The 16,597-nt window shown below is 47.3% G+C and carries 11 protein-coding genes and 1 pseudogene; 3 read left to right on the top strand and 9 right to left on the bottom strand.

Annotated elements, in window-relative coordinates; all coding sequences use genetic code 11:
* Positions 1-502 precede the first annotated feature (502 nt).
* Complete coding sequence (locus ACZ5QV_RS10200) at positions 503-1,195, top strand: metal-dependent hydrolase (protein WP_464599718.1); 693 nt, start codon at positions 503-505, stop codon at positions 1,193-1,195.
* 107 nt (positions 1,196-1,302) lie between these two features.
* Here ACZ5QV_RS10200 and ACZ5QV_RS10195 read toward each other — a convergent pair whose 3' ends face one another.
* Positions 1,303-2,544, bottom strand: coding sequence for an ATP-binding protein (locus tag ACZ5QV_RS10195; RefSeq protein WP_464599717.1), 1,242 nt, complete (start codon positions 2,542-2,544; stop codon positions 1,303-1,305).
* A gap of 786 nt (positions 2,545-3,330) precedes the next feature.
* Positions 3,331-4,062, bottom strand: a complete 732-nt coding sequence (locus tag ACZ5QV_RS10190) for a mechanosensitive ion channel family protein (RefSeq protein ID WP_464599716.1) — start codon at positions 4,060-4,062, stop codon at positions 3,331-3,333.
* Between the two features lie 436 nt (positions 4,063-4,498).
* On the opposite strand from ACZ5QV_RS10190, the pseudogene ACZ5QV_RS10185 reads away from it, so the two are divergent.
* A pseudogene (locus tag ACZ5QV_RS10185) lies at positions 4,499-4,795 on the top strand (DUF1670 domain-containing protein); the annotation flags it as partial.
* 15 nt (positions 4,796-4,810) lie between these two features.
* Here the strand turns inward: ACZ5QV_RS10185 and iscB are convergent.
* The 3 genes from iscB to ACZ5QV_RS10170 form a co-directional block, all read right to left on the bottom strand.
* Positions 4,811-6,121 carry an RNA-guided endonuclease IscB gene (gene iscB, locus ACZ5QV_RS10180; RefSeq protein WP_464599715.1) on the bottom strand — a complete coding sequence of 437 codons (1,311 nt, stop codon included), beginning with the start codon at positions 6,119-6,121 and terminating at the stop codon, positions 4,811-4,813.
* 524 nt (positions 6,122-6,645) lie between these two features.
* Complete coding sequence (gene cooS, locus ACZ5QV_RS10175) at positions 6,646-8,550, bottom strand: anaerobic carbon-monoxide dehydrogenase catalytic subunit (protein WP_464599714.1); 1,905 nt, start codon at positions 8,548-8,550, stop codon at positions 6,646-6,648.
* Positions 8,551-8,621: 71 nt separating this feature from the next.
* Positions 8,622-8,960 (bottom strand): cupin domain-containing protein, encoded by a 339-nt coding sequence (locus ACZ5QV_RS10170; RefSeq protein WP_464599713.1) that lies wholly within the window; start codon positions 8,958-8,960, stop codon positions 8,622-8,624.
* 216 nt (positions 8,961-9,176) lie between these two features.
* On the opposite strand from ACZ5QV_RS10170, the gene larAH6 reads away from it, so the two are divergent.
* Positions 9,177-10,424: a nickel-dependent malate racemase, LarAH6 family gene (gene larAH6 / locus ACZ5QV_RS10165; protein ID WP_464599712.1), complete on the top strand. Its 1,248-nt coding sequence runs from the start codon at positions 9,177-9,179 to the stop codon at positions 10,422-10,424.
* A 134-nt stretch (positions 10,425-10,558) separates the two neighbouring features.
* Here the strand turns inward: larAH6 and ACZ5QV_RS10160 are convergent, their stop codons facing one another.
* The 4 genes from ACZ5QV_RS10160 to argH form a co-directional block, all read right to left on the bottom strand.
* Entirely contained in the window at positions 10,559-12,220 is a 1,662-nt protein-coding gene (locus ACZ5QV_RS10160) for a sodium:solute symporter family protein (RefSeq protein ID WP_464599711.1), read from the bottom strand.
* Positions 12,221-12,361: 141 nt separating this feature from the next.
* A complete protein-coding gene (locus ACZ5QV_RS10155) occupies positions 12,362-12,517 on the bottom strand; it encodes a symporter small accessory protein (RefSeq protein ID WP_464599710.1) in 156 nt (51 codons plus the stop codon).
* Between the two features lie 296 nt (positions 12,518-12,813).
* Complete coding sequence (gatD, locus tag ACZ5QV_RS10150) at positions 12,814-14,079, bottom strand: Glu-tRNA(Gln) amidotransferase subunit GatD (RefSeq protein ID WP_464599709.1); 1,266 nt, start codon at positions 14,077-14,079, stop codon at positions 12,814-12,816.
* Between the two features lie 456 nt (positions 14,080-14,535).
* Positions 14,536-16,011 (bottom strand): argininosuccinate lyase, encoded by a 1,476-nt coding sequence (gene argH, locus ACZ5QV_RS10145; protein WP_464599708.1) that lies wholly within the window; start codon positions 16,009-16,011, stop codon positions 14,536-14,538.
* Positions 16,012-16,597: the final 586 nt, after the last annotated feature.

Raw genomic sequence — 16,597 nt, 5'->3', positions numbered from 1 at the left:
TTTTGAAGGTCTCTGTCCAGAATCACCATCAAGAGGACTTTCAACAACGGAAGACACGGAAAGACACGGAAACCGGCCTTTGGCCGGTGAGTACGCCGGGACTTTATATAATAGAATTCAAAAACACTTTTAAATTCTTGAGAAATAACTAAAAAATGCCAGAACAACCGTACTTGTCGTCTTCCCCGAGTTTCGCTTCGGGAGCACGAGGTCCGTTTCGCTCGCTTCGCTCACTCAAGCAGACTAAAAAACGCCAGAGCAACCATAAATATCGTCTTCCTGCATTCTTTTTCCGTGTGTTCCGTGTGTTCCGTGGTTTGAATAATGCCCACACCAAACACCTTCTCACACAAAAACACAATCTGTATGAGTATAGAGCAATTCCCGAAATAAAATCTTAAGTTATATTTTCACATTCCTAACTTGATTAAATAACGATTATTGATGCTGATCAATTCTGATTTAAATTTCTAATTAACAATCAATTAAAAAGGTGACTTATATGGAAAAAGTAAAAATTACCTGGCTTGGACATTCTGCTTTTTTATTTGAAGCTGAGAAAAAAGTGTTGATCGACCCCTTCATCACCGGAAACCCGAAAGCTCCCTGTGGCCCCGAATCTCTGAACCCTGATATTATCGCAGTGACCCACGGACACTCTGACCACCTGGGCGACACCATAGAAATCGGGAAAAGGGTCGGCTGCCGGATTATTTCCATCCATGAGGTTGCAAATTTCATCAAGTCAAAAGAGGTCTTTGCCGAGGGCATGAACAAAGGCGGGACCGTGAATGTCGAAGGCGTTAGCTTCACCATGACCGAGGCTTTGCATTCCTCTTCCATTGAAGCCTCAAGCTTCGGGTTCGACGGGGGCTGCCCGGCTGGGTTTGTGATAGGGATGGGGGGACATTCGATCTATCATGCCGGAGATACCGGAGTTTTCGGGGACATGAGGCTTATAAGTGAACTCTATGAACCCGATATCGCCCTGCTGCCCATAGGAGATAAGTTCACAATGGGTATCCGGGAAGCTGTAAAGGCCGTCGAACTTCTGAGGCCAAAAATCGTAATTCCCATGCATTACGGCACCTTTGATGTGATTGACCAGGACCCGGAAGAATTTAAAAGGGCCGTGGAAGCAAAAGGGGAGACAGAAGTAATTATTATGAAGCCTGGAGAACCGATTGAGCTTTGAATTTTGCTAAAAACCGGTAAGATTAAAGTGGCCTTTCCGGGCTGTTTAATTTTTATGAGGGGACCCCTTGGTTCTATTTTTTCATAATTTTTTATTTTTTTGCATTGTTATTCCAGAAGCCATTTAATTATGGGTATTACGTGTATTGTTCTTCCTTCCCGCTCCACTGTTTTTTCCATGTCTTTCGTAATTATATACCCTTCTTTGAGACTGTGTTTTTCCATGGCTTCTTCGAGGCCCTCGATTTCTCTTTTTTCGGTTATCGGGTCCGCCATTGAAGCTGTAACCTGGATTGCCTGTACGATCTTTTCTTTTTCTTTTACCAGGAAGTCGCACTCTTTTTTTCCTTCGTGGTAATATATTTCTGAAAAGCGCCTCTTGAGTTCGAGAAACACGAGATTTTCAAGCAGAGGGCCGGTGTTTTCTGAAAACATGAAGGATACCGCGTTTACAAGGCCCGTGTCGATTGCGTAAACTTTCCTTGCGCTTTGAATCTGTTTCTTTAATGAGGGGTCGTATTTGTTCAGAGTGAAAAAAAGATAAGCTTCGGAGAGGAATTCCACGTAGTTTTTTACCTTCGAGGCGTTGCTGAACCCAAGCACATTTTTCAGGTTGTTGTAACTCATTTTTCTAGAAATATTTGAAAGGAGGTAGAGAGAAAGGTCGCGGAAATCTTTTGAATCTTTTATTTTAAGTCTTACGAGCAGGTCTTTTATCAGTATATCCTGATATATTTCCATCAGTTCTTTTTCATTTCTTGATTTTGCTATCTCAGGAAAGCCGCCGTATTTCAGATAGTCTTCGAAATGTCCGGAAAGAGCCGCTTTTTCCCGGGTTGTGTAAACGTCTTTTGTTTCGAAGTTTTGGTATCTGAGGTATTCCTTGAAACTGAATGGAAATAGCTCGTGTTTGAAGTTTCTTCCGGTAAGGCTTGTGGCAATTTCCGAGCTTAATAGGTTTGAACTTGAGCCAGTAACGAAGATCTTGTATCCTTCCGTGAACAGCCTTCTGACAAATTTTTCCCAGCCGTATATGTTTTGTATCTCATCAAAAAACAGGGTGTCCGTTTCGGGGCCAAACTCAAGGAATATTTCCAGAAGAGTGTTGAAATCTTTTGCACTGAATTCAAGAAACCTTTCGTCTTCGAAGTTTGTGTAAGCGTGATTTTTGCATCCTTCGGATATCTCCTTTAATAGTGTGGACTTTCCACATCTCCTTATACCAGTTATGACGACAATTTTAGGGGTATGAAGAAGGTATTCGGGGACCTCTCTTTTTACAATATCTTCATCTCTTTCGAAAAGCTTCCTCTGCTCAAGGATTGTTTGCTTTATTATTTCTTTTTCCATGCTTTTAATCAGGTGGTCCTTGATTATCTATGTTGCTATGATATAATTTATATCAAAATTATATTTTCTTAAAATATAATAAGCTATTATAGTATATTATTAAAAAATAAACTATTCTACATTAATGTATTTTTACAAAATATACTTCCTTGATTGCACCCTGAGTTCCGCGCATTTTTAGGGATAAAAAAAATAAATTATAGTTTTTGAAAATTTATTACTGAGTTGAATAACTAATAATTACTAATTATGTTAAAATTAGTAATTAGATTTAACTGGATGAGGTTGTATCATAATCAGTTGGCCGCATCTTTAGTAATTTCATTTTTTTAAACTGGCAACTCTCTGGTGTTTCCATTGGGTTTTTAGAGGATATTCGAAGAGGTTGAGCCGTTTCCCATTTGCGGAGCAAACGGCCTTGTCTTAATAATAAACGAGAAAAATAAATAACAGGAAATCCACGTTTTGAAGTTTCTATCCAGGCTGCTCTCTGGTTTTGGAGAAAATAACAAATAGATAAGAAACGTCCATTTGTATTCGGTTAAGGATTTTGTTTACCCTAAATTGACTACTCGTGTTCTAACAACATATCGATTTCCAATTTTGTAGTTGACAGAAAGTATGATGAAAATAACACGTTTGTAACAATTCGTATCTTAACCGAAGACCAATGAAGCTTACTACTATAACTTCTAAATTGGTCCTCTTGAGCGTAGCGAAAAGGACCGCTTACTCCCGAGGCGCAATTCGGGCGGCAATTCGGGCAGCTAAACCAACTACTGTATATCATACATCATCTTTTGTCCGGGACTTCATAAGGTCGATACTCGTTGCTGTTCCTACCATAATATCCTCTTCTTTTTCCAGAGCTTCGAGAATGCTTGAGATCAAAAGGTGGTTGATTGCCCTCCTTTTTCTGGGCTCTACAACATACCTTAACCGCATTTCGATCCAGTTTTCCTGCATCTTCATGAAGAGTTTTGTCTGCACATCATAGGTTGTAATAAAGTATTTTTTTCCCAGGAGACCAAGCTCCTTCTGCGCCAGCTCCTCAAACTCCCCTACGATTGGGCCTGCAGTTTTGAGGGCGATCTCTTCGGCTTTTTTCCAGTTGCTGCCATAGATTAACAGAATCCGGATTTCGTCCCAGATAAAGGAATAGTCCCTGGTATAATTTTTAATCGTCTGATTGAGGACAAAACTGTTAGGGATGTGGAGAATCCTGCCAGTGTACTGGTCTGCGTCCACCCATTCCCGGATTTCCATAATTGTGGTGTTGAAACTCCCTATATCCAGCACATCACCTGTACTGTCTCCGACCTGGATCCTGTCTCCTGCTTTAAAGGGGCTGGATATGATTATGAGAATTCCTCCGGCTATGTTCCTCAGAAGGTCTTGAAGTGCAATTGCAACTCCGGCACTCAGAATCCCATAGGCAATAATCAGGGTGGTCGTTCTCTCAATCCAGATTGCAAAAAGGGAAGCAAAAACAAGTACTGTAACAAGGATAGATATCACCTTCCGCAGAGTATATCTATCTTTGGAAGCCGAAACTCTTCTAAGGATGAGGTTTCCGACAAGGGAATTTATTACATAGGCTAGAAAAACTACAATTAAAGAGGTAAGAAGAGCATCCAATAGAGACCGGTCCTCGACGATATAAAAGTCAGTCAGATACCGGATATATGCGATAAAAAGTATCAAAACCAGCAGGATAAAAACATTCAGTCTCTGGAAAACCCTCATATAATTGAATATGATTTTATTTATATATCAATATGTTCAGCTTTTTGAGCTTGATTAGTTCCAGCCTTGAAGGGGTGCTTGAAAGGCTTTTCATAGTATAATAAATGCAGACATATGTCAGATTGGTCATTATATAATTAGGGGTAAAGGCCATGAAGGATGTCCATCGTTTAGATGTCAAAAGTGCTGAACAGAATTTCTCTCCTAAATTGAGTATGACTTTGAAATTGCTCCTGGAGTTGCCAGGTCTATCCTTGAGTCTGTCAAATATCACTTTGATCCGGAATATTTTCACGAGAACGGACTTAGCAAAAATATAATCTCCATAAACCTTGTTTCTTCTGATGAACCAGCAGGAAAACCACTTATCAAATGCAAATTTGTAACTGTTTGGATAACCCTTGTCTCAAAAACTGATCTCGATGTTTTATCTGAATATGGAGTTCCTGCAGTCAGAAAAGCAAAGATCCTTCGATATGCAAAGGAAGCATATGATCAGGGTGCTTTGTTTACTCACGGATCAACAGGCAGGAAGCCCGGTTGCTTTAACGCCGGGAGGAATGCCGTACTCCTCTGCCAAATATTCGTAGCCATCTCCTCTCTGTACCACTTTGAAGTATTTTTTATTAATTCCTTGTGCAATTCTTTTTCCTTCCTTGTTCTTAATGTCAAAACTGCCTGATTTCCTACAAGCAACGGAGCCAAACCAGATCCCTTTGTACTTCCCTCCAGTTACAACAGCTTTGATTGTATCGCCAGTTTGAAATCCGAAAAAGGTTTTTTGCCGGGGCAAGTATGACCGTGGAAAACCGTACTTATCGAGATTTGTTCTTTTGTACTGCCCTCTTCCCTTTGTTTTGATATGCAGTACGCTGTTTGTTGCAAACTTGATTGTATCTGGTGTGGATTCGCCTACAAAAACAGCATCAAAATGGTGATCCTTTTGAATTCCTGCTTTGATCCTGTTCATTTTCGTTCTTGCGCCTGTACCACATTCTACAGGAAGGCCCGTTCTCGTCAAGACTTCAAAAACTTTCCATCTGGTAGCAGTTACAATCGCAGCATCTTTAAGCGGTTTTTTGGCCAGGTTATGCACTTCCAGATGTCCGAATTCTTCCGCCGTTCTGTTTCCTTTCTTCTGGTTGCATTCTCTGCAAGCTAAAGTTAGGTTAGAAATCCTGCTTGAGCCTTCTCTACTTTTAGGAATAATATGCTCAATTTGCAAAGGAACGTTTTCAGCTCCACAGTACACACATTTTCTGCCAAATTTTTCAAGCAGGTATTCCCGGACCTCATAACCTTGCAGCTCTCCCTGCTGATACTCAATTCCACTTATCTCAGGGTTTTGCATGAGTTGAGTATCAAACTTGCAGTTTTCATAGGAAATATGTGTCATTGGGCATAGTTTCCTGAGCCTATCGGCCCAATTTTCTATGTTATCTACACGGCTTTGCAGGGATGGAGGCAGCCAGCCTTCCCTTCTTTTCCGGTTCATGAACCTCGGTTTTCTGTATCTGGTTTTGCGGTTTCTTCGGTTTCTCCTCATTGCTCTTCTGTCATCAAGTTTCGTTTTAATTCCTGTCCTGTGATGCAGTTGGGCCGTCCAGACTACCGTTGAACCGTTCAGGATAGCAAGGCCAGTATGACGGCTTCCATAATCTATTTTGAGCCGAAATTCTGAATTGTCCTTAGACTTTTTCAGCTCTTTGAGTCGGATTGTAAAGGGATATTTTTTGTGAATAACCGCTTTTCCCGCTTTAAGCAGTTTTCTTGCAACTGCTTCGTGGCAGGGACTTAAAGGCTCTTTGTTCTTGTTTAGTACGAATGTCATATTTGGATTTCTCCGCTCTTCTTTGGAAACGAATTTCCGCGGCAGGTAACGCAATTTTTAAATTGTCTCCCCTCGCCAATGTTGGAAATGCTTGTCATGCGTAGTACACCGTCCCTACCTCCCAGGACTTTTAATACTACACGATAGAGCTGCAAACTGAGGAAGCATTTGCAGGTATCATGACATTTTCAACGTAGTCAATTAAGACTTAGGCTGGTCAACCAGGGCTTATACAAGCCCCATTGCTTCAGCGTGGGGTAGTTGACGAAGATTTAGCTTCCCTTCTTACCGTGAGTGAACGAACAAAACAGAATCAGCAGGATTATTCTTTTCTAGGCAATACATAAACAAAGCCGCTTGGTATCGGAAAACCATACATCTTTGAAAGTAAATAGGAGTTACGCACTTGAGATGCAAAACCAAGCACATGAGAGCCTGTCAAGAATATTGTGCTTTAGACAGTTTGGTGCTTCATGCTACTGGTTTTTTGTTCAACTGCGTAAGTCTAGTAAAGTCTGAATTCCTCAGATCCCCAGTTTCGCCCTCTTTTCCATGATGTGCTTTTCGATCCCGTCAACTGCCTTCACAGCATCCGTTTCCACATTCATGACCCCGCCTGTAACTTCCAGGCAACCTTCTGTCAGCAGTTTGACAAGGTTAGGGGCCCCGGTTATGGTGGGGACGGGGTTTACGTAGGTGTAGAGCCCGAAGCCCAAGGCAAAGATGGCGTCGATGGTGGCCTTCTGCTCCATGTATTCGGGGGCCGCGGCGGCCACGGGGAGGTCGGGAATGGGAACACCTCCGAGGGCCTCGGAGATTGCCAGGAGGAGGTCGGCAAGTCTTCCGGTATCAGTGCAGGTCCCGTAGCTCAGAACAGGGGGAACCCCGAGGGCCTGGCAAACGGTTTTCAGGCCTTCGCCCGCAAACTCCCTGGCTTCCGGACTGCAAAGGCCTGCAACCTGCATTCCCCCGTTTCCGCAACCCAGGGAAAGGACCAGGATATCCCTTTTTATCAGCTCCTTTACAACCTTGACACTGTGCGTGTCCTGGCCGGAGTCCCTGAGGGAAGTGCAGGAAACCATTCCCACCACGCCCTTTATTGCGCCGCTTGTTATGGCATCAATCAAGATATCGAGTTTACCTCCGAGGGCGGCCAGGATACTCTCGGTTGAAAAGCCCACCATGGCCTCTTTCATGGGCAGTTTCAGGGCGGGTTCTTTCTGGTTTTTCCGCTTTTTGAAGTTCTCGATTGCCAGGTCCAGGAGGGTAGCTGCCTGTTGTTCGGCCTCGGCGGGGTTGTAGTTCAACCTTTCACTGATACCCTCAAAGGCCACGAGTTCGCTCACAGGCATGAGCTTGAACCCGTACTTTTCAGCATAGAGGGGAGCAACCGGCAAAGAGCAGTTCATATCGGCCGCAAAAAGGTCCACGCAGCCGCTTGCAAATACGGCTTCCTGGGAAATCCAGTTGCCCGTAAAACCGTAGAAAACGTCGTCCTGCTCCCACCTCTGTATCATTTCCTGGCCGGTTTCGATGCTGGCAATTACCCTCAGGCCCTCTGCCCCGGCAGCCTTTGCTTTCTCCTGCCAGTCAGGCTGTCGGGCAAGCTGGACCATGGCAAAGCCCAGGAAAGGCTCGTGTCCGTTCGGAAGGACGTTCACGTAAGCCGGGTCAAGCACCCCGAGGTCAACCCGCATCATGTGAGGCATAGGAGTCCCAAAAAGGACGTCCTGACAGTACTCGTTTACAAGCTGGCTCTGGTAGGCCATGGAAACCCCCAGCCGCATCGCCTTCAGGGCCAGGCTCACGTAATAGCCGTCCACGCTTGTAAGACAGGAACCTGTGGAAAGCATCATTTCCCCGTAAATCCCGCCAGGGAACATATTAAGTTCCTTCCATCTCTCTTTTCGCTCAGGAGGGGCCAGGGCCTCAACTATCCGGCTCGCTTCATAGGAAGGCCGGTTGAAGTCCTGCTCGACAAAGTCACAGAAACGAAGGGCAACTTCGGAATCCGTGCCTCCGGTATCCACTCCCAGGCGGGCCGCAAACTGCTTCAGTTTCTCAGGCTCCCGGATTTCATAAGGGGTGTTCCCCTTCGCGGTTTCCCTGAGGGTCCTTATGGTCTGAGACGTGTGATACTGGTAGGTTGCCGCCCCCATAACGTTTCGAAGCAACATCATCCGCATGGCCATGCCGTCGGCCGTAATCCCGCAGACACCCCGCTTGTCCTTGGCGGCATCCGCCCGACAGGGACCGTTGGAACAGAAATCACAGCGCATTCCCCCCATACAGAACATACAGCGCTTATCCGGGTCTCCCCCAAGGCCCTGGGCTTCATAGCGGTCCCAGACGTTTGTCATGCCGTCTTTTTTTATCTTCTCGTACATTTTTTGTACGGATTCATGATATGAAATTCTCTCCTTTTCCATTGTTTTCCACTCCCCAATTCTCTTGCTTTTTAATTTCCTGCAAAAAACGGTTTTCGATATTTCACAGCATTTCAAAGAAGTTTTGTGGACTCGCTCTGTCTGGGGATCTTTACCACAAGGACCCGAAACGTTGAATCCCCTTCATTCAAAAGCCGGTGCGGAATCTTTGCAGGGCTTTCGATCAGCATGTCCCGGCTGACCTCCTCTTTTTCGTCCCCGATTTCAACCGTGCCTTTTCCCTCCAGTATGTAAAAGAAAACATCCACAGGAGTGATGTGTTTTTTCAGTTCCTCCCCCGGTTTTAGCTCGATATGCATGACCTGGGCATGTTCGGTATCGTAGAGTTTGCGCACGCTTACGTTGTGAGGATTTGGCTTTTCCTCTGCTGACATCGTGTCGATTATTTTCATGTTATTCCCCCCTGAAGTACCCCGGCATGTACGTCCGGGATCTTCGGTTATAATTTATATACTCATGGTTTAATAAATAATTCTCTTATTTTTATTGCTGGAGGAATGGCGACAGTTTCTAATAATATTGTATGTACCCCTCTGCAATTGACTCAATAGCGTTTTATAGCATCAAAAAGAAATTTTCCGGATATGAACATGGATATAAAAACAAGTATGAAAAAGATAAAACTCGCTTTCGGAAGCGGGAAACTGGAACCGGAATTCCCGGAAAAGAACATATCCAGTATAATCCTCCCATCTGAGCCCGAAACAAAAGGAGACGCAGAGACCCTTATCAGGAAAGCCCTGCAAAACCCAATCGGAAGTCAGAGGCTCTCGGAAATCGTGGGCCCGGAATCAAAAATCGCAGTCATAGTAAGTGACGTTACCCGGCCCACTCCCACCACAAAAATCCTGCCTCCTCTCCTTGAGGAACTTTATCTCGGAGGGGCAAAGGCCGAAAATATAACCATAGTCTTTGCCCTCGGCCTTCACAGGCAGCAGACCGAAGAAGAATCCAGAAAACTTGTAGGGGCCGAGATCTATGAAAAAATCCGCTGCATCCAGCACGACACAGGTCACTGCAGGCATATCGGGGAAACAAGCCGGGGAACACCCATCGAGGTCCTGGAAGAGGTGCTTGACTCCGACGTGGTCGTTGGGACCGGCGGGATCGAGTTCCACTACTACGCCGGGTACAGCGGAGGAGCAAAATCCGTCCTGCCCGGGGTAAGTTCGGAAAAGTCTGTGCTTACTAATCACCAGATGATGATCGAGGAAAACGCGGTTTCCGGCAGGGTGGACGGCCCGGTCCGGCAGGACATGGAAGAGGCTGCAGGGGTTGCAGGCCTTGATTTCATCCTCAACGTCGTACTTGACAGCAGGAAAGAAATCGTCGCCGCCGTTGCCGGGGACTACATCGAGGCCCACAGGAAAGGGACCGAGGTGGTGGACTCCATGTACAAAATCGAGGTCGAGCCCGCTGACGCTGTTATCGTGTCCTGCGGAGGCTACCCCAAGGACATGAACCTCTATCAGGCCAATAAGGCCCTTGATAACGCAACCCAGGCTGTTAAAAACGGAGGCTCCATCATCCTGGTGGCCGAATGTGCCGAAGGGATAGGAAACCAGGTCTACGAGTGCTGGAACCGGGAATGCAAAAACCCGGAAGATGCCGTTGAACGTTTCAAACAGTGCTTCGAGTTCGGGGGACACAAGAGCGCAATCGTGGCAAAGGCCGCTATGAAGTTCAAACTCTACCTGGTCTCAAAGATGCCTCAGGAACAGACCAGGGAAGCTTTCTTTACCCCCATGGAAAGCGTAAAGGATGCCCTTGAGGCCGTCCTTGCCGAAAACCCGGACGCGAAAATCCACATCATGCCCCACGGCGGGCAGACGCTCCCGGTAAGAAAAGAAAATTAAATAGGGAATGGAAATTTAAATTGTGCTAATAATAGTGCAAAAAACAGTGCTAAAAACAGTGCTAAAAGGTTGATGTTGAGGTTAAGGAGGGGACTCCCCTCAGGTCCCCTACCCCCCTCTTCCAGCCCGAAACTTCAGAAGTCCGGGCTGCTTATTTTATCGTGATTTGAGAATACAGGTTCTGTCCCGTCAGCGTTTTCATCTTCGGGGGTGAGCCTGTAGCATTTGTCCAGGAACTCTTTTGAAGGGACCTCGGTTGCAAGGCTCACAACAATGGCCACAAGGAAGGCCAGTGGAGTTGCAATCAGGATCGGGTCCACAAGGGTCCAGGTTCCGGGAAGTAAGGTGGCTTTTCCGAAGATCGCCTGGCAGATCCCCAGAGGGACCGCTTCTTTTGCGTGGACGAAGGTCAGCCAGAAAAGACTTCCGAATGTTCCGACCACAAGACTTGCAACTGCCCCTTCTCTTGTCATGCGCTTCCAGAAAAGGGCCCCCATGTAGATTGGCAGGAAAGCCGAGGTACAGAGTCCCATGAACATGGCCGTTGCGCGGGCGATGATGCTTCCGGGCAGTATGTAGGCAAGGATTACCGAGAGCAGAATGGTAACGGCTATTCCGATCCTTGTGGCGTGGATGGTGGAGCCTCCTGCTTTTCCGTTTTTCAGGCCCTGCTGGTAGAAGTCATGCCCGAGGGCTGTGCCCATGGCGTGGAACTGGGCCCCGGCGGTGGACATGGCGGCCGAGAGCAGGGTCAACATGAAGAAGAGCACGAAGATTTCGGGCATGGCAGTGTTCAGGTACTCCGGCATTATAAGATCGGTGTTACCCCCAACGACCTCAAGAGCCGTCATGCCTGTGGTCCGGTAGAAGTATACGTTTGAGAGGGCTCCCACGACGTAAGCCACACCTGCCATCATGAGAATAAAGGGGCCTCCCACAAGGACAGCTCTTTTGAGGGAGCGGTCGTCCTTAACCGTCATAAAGCGGACAGCAAGCTGGGGCTGGGCAAGCACTCCAATTCCCACTCCGAGGAAGAGGGTCGAGACCATAGTCCACCAGAGCGGCGAGCCAAAAACCGGCATGGCGGTCCAGCCCTGGTGTCCGATGTCTGTAAGGGCCTGGGGGACCAGAGGGGCCATGTCGGTCAGGGTCTGGTGAGCTCCCACAACTCCTCCGAGTTTTACGTAGGTAAAGACAAGCAGGAAGGCCATTCCGATGAACATGAGGGTGCCCTGAAAGGCGTCCACGTACATGACGGAAAGCAGCCCGCCTTTGATTACGTAGGAAGCAATGATAATCGTGAAAATCAGAAGGGCCAGGTTGTAGTTGATTCCGAGGATCGTTTCAATGAACCTCGCAGCCCCAATAAGCACGCTGCCTGCATAGAGAGGCATGAAAACCCCGATAAGGAGACCGGAGAAACCCTGGATGAAACGGGACTGGAACCTTCTTCCAATAAATTCGGGGAAGGTGACCGCTCCGAGGTTCAAACCTATGCGCCGGGTCTTCGGCCCGAAGACTACGAAGGCTATGAAAATCCCGAAAAATATATTCATAAAAACGAGCCACAATAGCCCCATTCCAAGAGACGCGGCCACGCCTCCGAAACCTATGATCGCCGAGGTGCTTATAAAGGCTGCTCCATAGGAGAGGGCCATGATGGCAGGGTGTACCTTCCGGCCCGCAAGCATATAATCGGACTGGGAGTTTTTCCTGTAACCCAGGCGAGCAAGGTAGAAGATGCACACAAGGTAGATTAAAACCAGAAACAAGAGAGTAGAAGTATTAACAGCCATAAAAATCGCCATGAACCTGATGTTTTTGAGGCCTGTGTGCCCGGAGGTTCAGGCCCCTGTTAAAACATTCCTGTATTATATGTACAAATGTCAGTAGTCGGACAATTCCCGGGCCCGGATATGCAGGCTCTCGACGGGCTTTCACTCCTGGACTGCGACCGTGGAGCTTCCTGTATTGTGGGTCTGTTCAGTTCCCCTTTCTTTCCAGTTAAGAGCCCCGTAAACAACGCACAAAAGTGCGCTTCCGATACATAATAAGTATGCAAGCCAGATCTGAGGATCATCGATTCCTAACATTTTTATCATCCTTTTAGACGGGCTTTTCTGAAACCCGCTTATTGTCACAAGCTAACATGACACTTGTTAGCACAGTACATAAAAACATATTATTATTTAAAGGTATTGTTCTGTCTCCCGAAGCCGGAATATGTAATAAATTAAATAAAAAAGATAATCGCAGAAACAAGAACAGGATTATAGAAACAGTAATAGGATTATAGAAACAAGAAAAAAGGAAAATAATGAGATCTGAAAATACTGGAAAAAGGAAACAGGCCGGAAGGCCTCAGTTTCCGGCTTTCAGCCTTCGCTTTTCACAGGGTGCACTCTGTTATTTCCCCGCTCAGGTCGGCCCTGAGCAGTTCGATTGCTTCTTCGAAGGCCCTGGTCTGGCCGAGTACCCACATCATTTTTACAAGAGTGGTTTCAGGAAGGGTGTCCTCACCTTCAAGGGCTCCGGCTTTCAGCATGTCCCGGCCCGTATCGTAGACCCGGTCGCATACCCGGCCGTTGAGGCACTGAGAGGTTATGACAACGGGAATCCCGGCCTTTGTAGCTTTTTCTATAGAAGGAATCCATTTAGTGGAGACGTGTCCGAGACCTGTACCTTCAATAACGATTCCTTTGTATCCGGCCCCGATGTAGTAGTCGAGGACTGCGGGATCTGCTCCAGGCGTGAACTTGACAAGGGCACACTTCGTTTCCATGCCAGGTTTGAATTTAAGGGAAACTTCTCCGCGCTTTTTGTGGGTAATGAGGGTCTCGATTTTCCGGGTTTCATAGTCCACAATTGCTATGGGCTTTGAGTTGACGGATTTGAAAGCGTCTCTTCGAGAAGTGTGCAGTTTCCTGACTTTCGTGCCTCTGTGGACTTCACAGTAGTCATCTGAGGTTGTACCGTGCATGACTACCGAGACTTCGGCAATGTCGCTTATCGCAACAAGGGTCGCACAGATGGCGTTCATGGCGTTGTCGCTGCTCGGGCGGTCCGCGCTTCTCTGAGAACCCACGAAAACGATAGGGACCGGGGTGTCGATCATGAAGGAAAGAGCGGCTGCCGAGTACATCATGGTATCTGTCCCGTGGGTGATGATTACGCCCTCAGCTCCCGCTTCAATCTCTTCCACAACGGCCTTTGCCAGGATTTCCCAGGAGGAAGAGTCCATGTTCTCGGAGAGGATGCTTGAGATTACCCGGCCCTTGAAGTCCGCGATTTCCCGAAGTTCCGGGATTGCGCTCAGGATGTCGTCGGCGGTGAACTGAGAGCTGACGGCTCCTGTGCGGTAATCTATCTTGCTTGCGATAGTCCCGCCTGTCGAGAGGATGGCTACCTTCGGAAGTGTTCCTGAAACTTCTGCGGCAAGTTCAATGGGTGATCCCCTGCTTCCTTTTTCTGTGGCTTTCGACTCTTCAACTTTGCTTTCGAGCAGGGTTATTTTTACCTCAGACTCCAGAAAACCTGCGTTGTATCCGCTTATCATTTTGAGTGTGATGTACCCTTCCGCGGAGGGCATCACCTTGCCTTCGTACACCGTGCCGTCTTTTTCAACGCGCACCCAGTCGCCCTGTTTGATTTCCATGAAATATCCCTTTTCCAAATTGTGAATTTGAGCTGTTTAGGAATGAGTCAAATATAATATCAAGTATTTTTGTTTACCATTTCTTAACCACGGAAGGACACGGAAACCGGCCTGATGGCCGGTGAGTACGCCGGTCCTTTAAATACCCGAGTTCCACTACCCGAGTTTCGCTTCGGGATCACAGGAAATCAAAGATTTCCTGGGAGTTGCGATGAAATCGCAACAGCACGAAGTCCGTTTCGCTCGCTGTGCGAGCTCAAGCAGACTAAAAAACACCAGAGCAACCGTAATTGTCGTCTTCCGAGATTCTTTTTCCGTGTGTTCCGTGTGTTCCGTGGTTTGAATGCACACACAAGATATTTCCATTAACAAAAATATAACCTGTGTGGGTATAAAGTGATTCCCTACCTGTAAATACTCATTCTAATATTATTAAAAATTCAGGTTTCCAAGTTTTCAAGTTTTCCGGCACTCGTCTACAACCGATAGCAGCTTTTCAAGTGAAGAGTCTATCGAGTCCTTAAGGGTCGCGATTTCATCTTCATTGAGTTCGAACTCCGTTTTCTGCTTTGCGAGGTAACGCTCCATCTCTTCAGGAGCTGGCCCACCGATGTATTTTCTCCGCTTTATGTTCGATTCCGGGTCAAGGGCTTCTTTAACCTGATTTTCCGTCAGGCCCCGGGCCGAGAGGGCTTCTCCGAGCACGACTTCGGAGATTGAATCTATCTTTTCAAGGGTAGGCTCGCAGCCTTCTCTGGCCAGGATCCCTACAAGCTGATGGGCCGTCCTGAAGGGAATTCCGGCTTCCCGGACAAAGGTGTCCGCAAGTTCGGTCGCGGTGGTAAAGCCCGCTGTTGCCTGGACTTCCAGCACGTCAGCCCTAACTTTCAGGGTCCCGTACATTCCTTTCATCACCCGAACAGAGGCCCGCACGGTCTCGACCGAGCGCCAGATGTTGGGGGTGGCTTCCTGAAGGTCCCGGTTGTAACTTAAGGGCAGGCCCTTGCAGATAGTGATGAGGGACATAAGGGCTCCGACCGCAACCCCGGTTTTCCCGCGCATGAGCTCAGCGGTGTCCGGGTTTTTCTTCTGGGGCATTATCGAGGAGGTGGAGGCGTACATGTCTTCGAGTTCGATGTAGTTGAACTCGGAAGTGGACCAGACGACCAGTTCCTCGGCCATCCGGCTGAAGTTTACCATGAGGTTGGTGAAGACTGAGGCGCACTCGATCAGAAAGTCCCGGCTGCTCACGGCATCCATGGAGTTTTCAAGAAGGCCCGCAAAGCCCAGAAGTTCAGAGGTCCGTTTCCGGTTGAGGTTAAAACCGGTTGAAGCAAAGGCCGCAGCCCCGAGGGGGCAGAGGTTAACCCGGGAAAAGGCATCGATCACCCGGTCAAAGTCCCGGCCGAGGGCCTGGGAATGAGCGCTTAAGTGGTGGGCCAGAGTGGTTGGCTGGGCGTGCTGGAGGTGGGTGAAACCCGGCATGAGGGTTTCACTGTGTTTTTCCGCAAGGGCCAGCAGGGTTTTTCTGAGGGCATGGATTTCCTCAAGGAGCCCGAGCAGCTCGTCCCGCAGCACCAGCCGGATGCAGGTCGCAACCTCGTCGTTTCTGGACCTGCCCGAGTGCATCCTGCCGCCCACGTCTTCTCCAACAAGGTCGATCAGGCGGGATTCCAGGGAAATGTGGATGTCCTCGTAACTGAAGTCGAGTTTGTCCATGCCCTCTTCCCGGACCTGTAAAAGCCCTGAAAGGATTTTCCCGCAATCTTCGGCCCTGATAATGCCCTGCTCCTTCAGCATCACGGTATGCGCAAGATCCACCAGGATGTCCGCGTCAAAGATCCACCTGTCCGCCTCCATCGAGGAGGTGTAGTTCAAAATTTCCTTATCCGGGGCCGCGTCAAGCCTGCCCCTCCGTAAAATGTTGCTCATTGCTTTCCCTCTCGTGAACTCTGAAAATATAAGGATTCCGGATAATCTTTATGTAAATTATAAATAGGTAAATCCCAAATAACCCTGGGGACTTTGAATTATAAATATTACTGTCTGCCATATGCTCTAAAAATTGAATGCCCAAAAATCTCTGGCGTGATATGGTCTCGTGGTATGGTTTCAAAACAATAAATACGAATCGGTATTCAGGAAACCCGAATACCGGACCTTTTGAGAAAGTTTGGTTGGCCAACGGGAATCTGCCCCGGAGTAGCCGGAACTTCCCGGAATATTAAGAGATAAGCGAAGCAACCAGAGAAAAACCTGATTATCCATTAACCCTGCATTCCACATTTTCAGGCACATAAATATCCCTTCATGTCAAATTATGCGCACGAATTTAAGCACAGAATCATTCTGGCCTTATTTAAAAGTGCATTTATTGAGATCATATATATAAAAATGTTTATATGCGCTTAAAATAGGGAAAAAAGGCTGCACCTTATCCCCGGTGTTTTAGAACCCAACCTACAGGATTTATGAGTTCCTGAAAAAATGTAGGGGCTTCCACATCCAAATAGGCAAT

Source organism: Methanosarcina baltica (assembly GCF_055394095.1).
The sequence above is the reverse complement of the archived record's forward strand: the minus strand, read 5'-3'. Positions and strand labels throughout refer to the sequence as shown.